Origin of the sequence: Bradyrhizobium sp. BRP56 (assembly GCF_020194035.1) — a bacterium.
Classification (GTDB): Bacteria; Pseudomonadota; Alphaproteobacteria; order Rhizobiales; family Xanthobacteraceae; genus Bradyrhizobium; species Bradyrhizobium australafricanum.
Map to the genome: position 1 here is coordinate 1 of NZ_JADYVV010000133.1, position 6,174 is coordinate 6,174.

General features: G+C 59.9%; 4 protein-coding genes. 2 read left to right on the forward strand and 2 right to left on the reverse strand.

The window, feature by feature from the left end:
- Positions 1-216: 216 nt before the first annotated feature.
- On the reverse strand, positions 217-507 hold the full coding sequence (locus I6F38_RS42665) for a hypothetical protein (RefSeq protein WP_011082854.1): 291 nt from the start codon (positions 505-507) through the stop codon (positions 217-219).
- Between the two features lie 1,027 nt (positions 508-1,534).
- Here I6F38_RS42665 and I6F38_RS42670 point away from each other — a divergent pair.
- Positions 1,535-3,535 (forward strand): cytochrome c, encoded by a 2,001-nt coding sequence (locus I6F38_RS42670; protein WP_011082853.1) that lies wholly within the window; start codon positions 1,535-1,537, stop codon positions 3,533-3,535.
- Between the two features lie 124 nt (positions 3,536-3,659).
- Complete coding sequence (locus I6F38_RS42675) at positions 3,660-4,892, forward strand: cytochrome P450 (RefSeq protein WP_011082852.1); 1,233 nt, start codon at positions 3,660-3,662, stop codon at positions 4,890-4,892.
- A gap of 324 nt (positions 4,893-5,216) precedes the next feature.
- On the opposite strand, the gene I6F38_RS42680 is transcribed toward I6F38_RS42675, so the two are convergent.
- Positions 5,217-5,513: a hypothetical protein gene (locus tag I6F38_RS42680; RefSeq protein WP_125459386.1), complete on the reverse strand. Its 297-nt coding sequence runs from the start codon at positions 5,511-5,513 to the stop codon at positions 5,217-5,219.
- Between the last annotated feature and the right edge of the window lie 661 nt (positions 5,514-6,174).

A 6,174-nucleotide genomic window follows, 5' to 3' on the forward strand; every position in this document is an offset into this window, starting at 1 on the left:
CTCCTGCGAACTCAGCACCAACGGCGCGATCGGCCGGCCTTTCACACCTGCATTCGCCACGAGCGCTCTCCTCTCTAGAGATCCGAGCGATCAACTAATGTCACGAACTTCCGTTCCAGATGACTAGACCACGACGGCGTTACTGCTCGCACACGGCTACTAGCGTGGGTACCCGAGCGTTTGCGCGGAAGGATGGGCCATGCAGTCGATCCCTTGCTAGGTGTCGTCGGTGCCGGGGATCGTGCCGTTCTCGGAATACTGCCAGAGCTTCCGGTGCCGCGACGCCGACGTCTCCGGAGGTGACGATGCTGACGTCGACTCGACTTCAACCATTTCAACAGCGACGATGCAAACTTGGTCGCTTGGATCAGCCCTGCGGGCAGCAGGCCGCCGGAGCCGCCGCCGCCGCCGCCGCGGATGGTCGAGCAGCGCCTGGACGGCCTCGTGCAGATCGTCGAGCGGCTCAAACCCACCTTCGAGAAGGTCGTTCAATTCGAGCCGCAGCATCTCGTCATCCCAATCGGTGCGTCGAAGGCCTCGAAGAGACGCGACCAAGCGCGAAGCTCGAGACAATACCCGAGAGTGTACCAACAGCAACGGGACAGCTCGCAGAGATGGAAGCAAAAGTAAAAAGATCAAACAGCGTCATAGCAAGTCCGCCGATCTGGAAGCTAAGCGCGCGCTGAACCGCCTGAAGGAGGTTGACCCGGAGGGATATGAGGCCTTCCTTCGTAAGCGCGAGAACCGCGGGGACACTGGCGGTTTCGGCCCGGCTGGACGGGCGAGGCCATAGTCACCACCACATTCCTCGCCGTCGCATTCGCACAACTCTGGCGCGTCGTCGCCATGCGCAGCAGCCGCTCCGGTACCGTTTTCAACGAGTTCACGCGCAATCCATGGGTCTGGCTGCGCTCGGCCTGTACGGCCCTCTGCTCGCAGTCCCTCTCTACTGGCCGCCGATGACAGAGGTCTTCCACGTCTGCCACCGACGCTCACGATGTGGAGCATTGTCGCGGGCTACAGCCTGACGCCGATGCTGCTAATTCAGGTCAGCCGCGCCGTCATCGTGCTTGCCAAACGAAGCCGTTAAATGGTAGCCGCGTTGCTTGGCTCGAATTCGCCGTCTGCATCATCGTGATCGGCGTGGCCGGATGTATGCTCATGGTCATTGCGCCCTACGGAGTCCTGATCTCCGAGTGCGAGCCTATTGCCCTCAGGCGCCCGGCCAATTCCGTTCGCTCGCGTTCCCGCGGATTACAGCCCCCCGATCTCCCACAGCGGACCCAACGTCACTGCAAATTCGATCGCGAGGATGGGATGGCGGCTCGAACAAGAGCTCGTCCGAACGCTCTAGATGTTCTTGTTATGCGGTCAAGTTCGCCCATTCCACAGACCACCGATTGTGACGTCAGAAAGAATAGTGATCGCGTCTCAAGGACGTCAACAGCAGGGGTAAGCCTACAAGATCATGTAGTTGTAGTATTACTGTTTGCACGGCTCTCTGCTGGAGGCCGTTCGCTGACACGGGGGAGCCATGTCGACAGTTACCAGCGCAATTCGGCGCCTTTGGTGGCGACGCTTTCTTGTTCTTCTGGCGATCATCGTGGTCATTGCTTTGATCGCAGTCATGACCAGCTCCCAGCTTGGCGCGACAATCGAAGCTCTGACGCCGCCTGGTCTCCCTGAACCGGTTTCCGCGAGCGAGCAGGTTTCGCTCGATCAGGGCTGGAACGCCGAAGACGCCGATCGATTCCATCATAAAGCCCAGGGCACGCAGACCTTACCGATCCCGCTGTCATGGTTTCTCGCCCTGGAAGCGCCGCTGAACTCGCCTTTCGCTATCCCCTTTTTCAAACGAGAACGGTTTTCTGACAACCGCTATTTACTGCGGTTTGGATTCATAGAGTCTGCCGAAAGCGAGAACAATGAGTACGGTTTGCCGATCGGCTTTGCATATTCGCCGTTTCAGTCGATCCGCGGACTTTCGCGTAAGGAGACTGCCGTTGGATTGACCTGTGCCGCGTGCCATACCGGCCAACTGATCTTCAAAGAGAAGCGCTATGTCATTGAAGGCGGCCCCGCCGTGACCGATCTCGGTCAATTGACAAATGCGCTCCGCGCTGCGCTCGCACAGACCGCTTTGTCGGCAAAGCTACCCTTCTTCGACGGTCGCTTCGGGCGGTTCGCGAAGCGCGTTTTAGGAACCGAGTACAGCGATCTTACACGCGTCCAACTGTCCAAGGAGCTCGATGGAATACTTGGTGCTCTGATCGATCAGCCCGCTGGGATCGACGTCACGGAAGGGTTTACCCGCCTCGATGCGCTCAATCGCATCGGCAACCAGGTGTTCGCACTCGACCCCAAGCGCTACGGCAACTACGTCAACCTCAACGCCCCTGTCAGCTACCCGCACATCTGGACATCGTCATGGTTCGATTGGGTGCAGTACGACGGCTCGATTATGCAGCCATTGGTGCGCAATGCCGGCGAGGCGATGGGGGTTTCGGCGGAGCTCAACCTCACCGCCCCGCCCAAGGGGGGACGTTTTGCCAGCAGCATCCCCTTCGATAATCTGCACTGGATCGAACAACAGCTCGCTGGAAAGGACCTGCCGCTGGTGGCGAAAGCCTTCACCGGACTGAATGCGCCAGCCTGGCCCGACAGCTTTCCTGCGATCGACAAAGCCAAGGCCGCCGTGGGAGCCCAACTCTACGACAAACATTGCAGCGGCTGCCATCTTCCAGCGCTGACGCCGGACATCGTGCACGGCAAGGCCCCGGACGCGGAGTTCTGGAAGAACTTCGGCCCTATCCGCTGGCGCGGTCGCGATGGGCAGGAGAAGCAGACGAGGGAATCCGTACTCAACGTCAAGATCATCAAGCAAAGCCATATCGGCACCGATCCGGCCCAGGGCGACGTGCTGCGCAATCGCACCGTGGACACCGCCGGCAGCGAACTGGCCAGGGCGGGCCAGAGCAGCCCAGGGCTCGGCCTCGACATCGATGTCTGCCAACGGAAGGCTGACAACACGCTGGATACGATCCACCTCTCGGACCATGCGATGCAACTCTACGCGCTTGCGCTCGGCGCCGTGGTCCAATCCGGCATCGACGAATGGCTTCGGTCGACCGGGACGGTCCAAGCGGAGATCGAAGGCGATCGGCCGAACTGTCTAGCGGCAGGTTTCGGCTATAAGGCGCGTCCGCTGAACGGCGTATGGGCGACTGCGCCGTTCCTGCACAACGGCTCGGTGCCGACGATCTACGATCTGCTCAGCCCGGTTGCGGAGCGCCCACAAGTCTTCCTGCTCGGTGAGCCCAGCTTCGATCCTGTCCGCGTCGGTATCGTGACACGGACGGTCGCTCCTGAAGGCAGGACCTACGACAGCAAGGGCTACTTCATCATCGATACGTCGAGGCCCGCCAATCGCAATACCGGCCACGAATTCTCGAACGAGAAGCATGAGGGCGTCATTGGCCCTGCGCTGTCTCCGGAGGAGCGCAACGCAATCATCGAGTTCCTCAAGTCGATCTGAAATTGATTGGGTCAGCTCCAACTGGAGCAATAGCGAAGACCATCTCGCTCCCGCAGGGGAAAGGTGGACGGAAGCCCGGATCGACCGACCAGGCGAAGCTTTTCGGAGTTAGGGTGCGGCAGCAATGGCGGAACAGAAACAGGGGCCGGCGGCGAAGTTCCTGAAATGGATGATCGCCAAACATCCGGATGCATTGTTCGCATTCATCCGGCGCGTCAGGCCCAACCTGGCGTTGGGCGCCGCGGGGCCGGTGTTCATCACCCGCTTCCCCGACGTGCAGGAAGCGCTGAGCCGCCCCGACATCTTCAACGTCACCTATGCGCCAATGATGGACCCTTCGGTCGGCCCCTTCATGCTCGGCCGCGACTGCACCGAAATAAACCAGCGCGACAAGGGTATCATGCGCGCCTTCATGCGCATGGAGGATCTGCCGGCAATTCGCCAGAAGGTGCGCAGCCTCGCCAATGCGTCTGTCGAAAAGCAGATCTATACCCAGAACCAGATCGAGGTGGTCAGCACGTTGTCGCGCCTGGTGCCCATTCAGCTGACCCGAGAATATTTCGGCTTTCCCGGCCCCGATCTGGCCTCGATGTTCCGCTGGTCGCGCGCGACGCAATATGACATGTTTCACAACCTGGACAAAGATCCGAAGGTGCACCAGGACAACATTGACGCTGGGCAGGAGATGCGCGCCTATCTGACACAACTGCTCCCGCAGCGGCGCGAGCAGCTGAAAAATGGGGCGCCGCTCGAGGACGTGTTCAGCCGCCTGCTGAATAGCCATTTTGACGATTCGATCGGCTTCGCCGACGAACGCATTATTACCAATATGATGGGCACACTGGTCGGCGGGATTGAGACCACATCGGCGGCCATCGTGCAGCTGCTCGACGAGTTGTTCAAGCGCCCGAGGATCCTGAAGGAGGCCATCGACGTCGCCAGCAGCAACAACGACCATCTGATGTATCGCTATTGCTGGGAAGCGCTGCGCTTCAACCCGATCAATCCGTTCGTGGTGCGCCACTGCCGGACCGATTACCGGATAGCCAAGGGCTCGCTGCGCGCGACGACAATCAAGGCCGGCAGCACGGTGCTGATCTCGACCCGGTCGGCGATGCGCGATGGCTTGCAACTGCCGGCGCCGTCCAGCTTCGCGATCGACCGGCCGGAGTCGGTCTACATGCATCTGGGCTACGGGATGCACACCTGCCTCGGCGACCAGATCAGCCGCATCCAAGTTCCGGAAATCGTTCGCCGCATCCTGCAAATCCGGGGCGTCCGTCCCGCCGCGGAGATTGACTACGCAGGAGGGCCGTTTCCAGAGCGTTATCCCATCACCTACGACACGCCGGTCTGAAGGCCGGACTTCCCAGCAACGAGCCGCGAGTACCGATCCGGCCGCTGGCGTGGCGGCCTCTGGCGTCAGCACTAGGTCGGTCGTCGCGAAGTCTCCGTCACGCGATGCGCGTGAGATGCGTGAGGCAATAATCAATCGTGTCGGTGGTGTGTTCCGCTTGCGAAACACATCAATAGATGAGAGGCAGAGCTTCGCATGCGCGGCTACTACATTGGCTTACCGAGGAAATGGTTTAAGCGAACGGAAGCCGTACGCTGAAGCGGGCCTCGGCAACCGGCAGTTATGCACGAACATCGCGCAATCAGCGCAACAGCAATGATACGCTCAAACGGCACCTGCAGGATCACCATTACGCACGACGCCGACGACTACAAACAGCGCATAGCATCGAGCGCTGCTTCTGCTCGCTGATACACTCTTTCGACGCTTGGCACCCGTTATGACAGGCGAATAGGACAGGCGAACCGTAATTTTACCGGCTTCTTCATCGATCTCGCGGCCGCATTGGTCTGCGGTTGCACGCGTTTCCCCGTAGCTGTCCGGATTGGCAAGTGTTGGAACACGGTGTTCTACTTGAAAGAACACCGGCTGAGGGATTTTATACTTAAACTGTCTTTTCACTAAATTCCGGTGGCGAGGCCGCGGGACTGCATCGTCTCGCGGCCCCATTGATTTTTCGTCGTTGAGGTCCGGGCGAGCTCCTCCACCGAATTCCGACTCTTTACTCCCAGAAGGGGTAATCGCTTCGATCGCCCGTTGGCATTCAGACGCGTCAAATTCGGGCCGTCGGCAAGTCCTCGCTGGACAGCATTCCGGAGTATGTTGTCGTGGAGTGCACATGGCTGCTGCCAACCTGATCGACAGTAGCGACAGCGATCGTACGAAAACGCGCTCCGCATCGAACATGGCGCGTGCTGTTTGACGTCCCAAGATGGCTGGAGTTCTCCCATCGAGACAGCTTCGGCCGAGCTTGTTTGGCTTTCTGGCTCTGCCAAAGGGCAGAGCCAGACTGATACAACAAAGTCGGCTCGCTGTCGCGCGCGCCATCGAAAACTGCCCCCTCGACGTCACGAGGAATTGCCCCCTCCTTGGATAGCCGAGGAGAGAGCGAATGAACGAGGAACAGAGCTGGCCCCGGTTGTTTGGACAGCGCCCCGCTGGATTTAAGTGGATTCCTGCCGGGTTATGCTGAACGCGGGGCTTTACGATTTTGTCGTTGCGTCGGGAGGGCGTAGCCCGACCAGAGCGACGACAAAATCGTCGGCGACGGTCATGCGGCCAT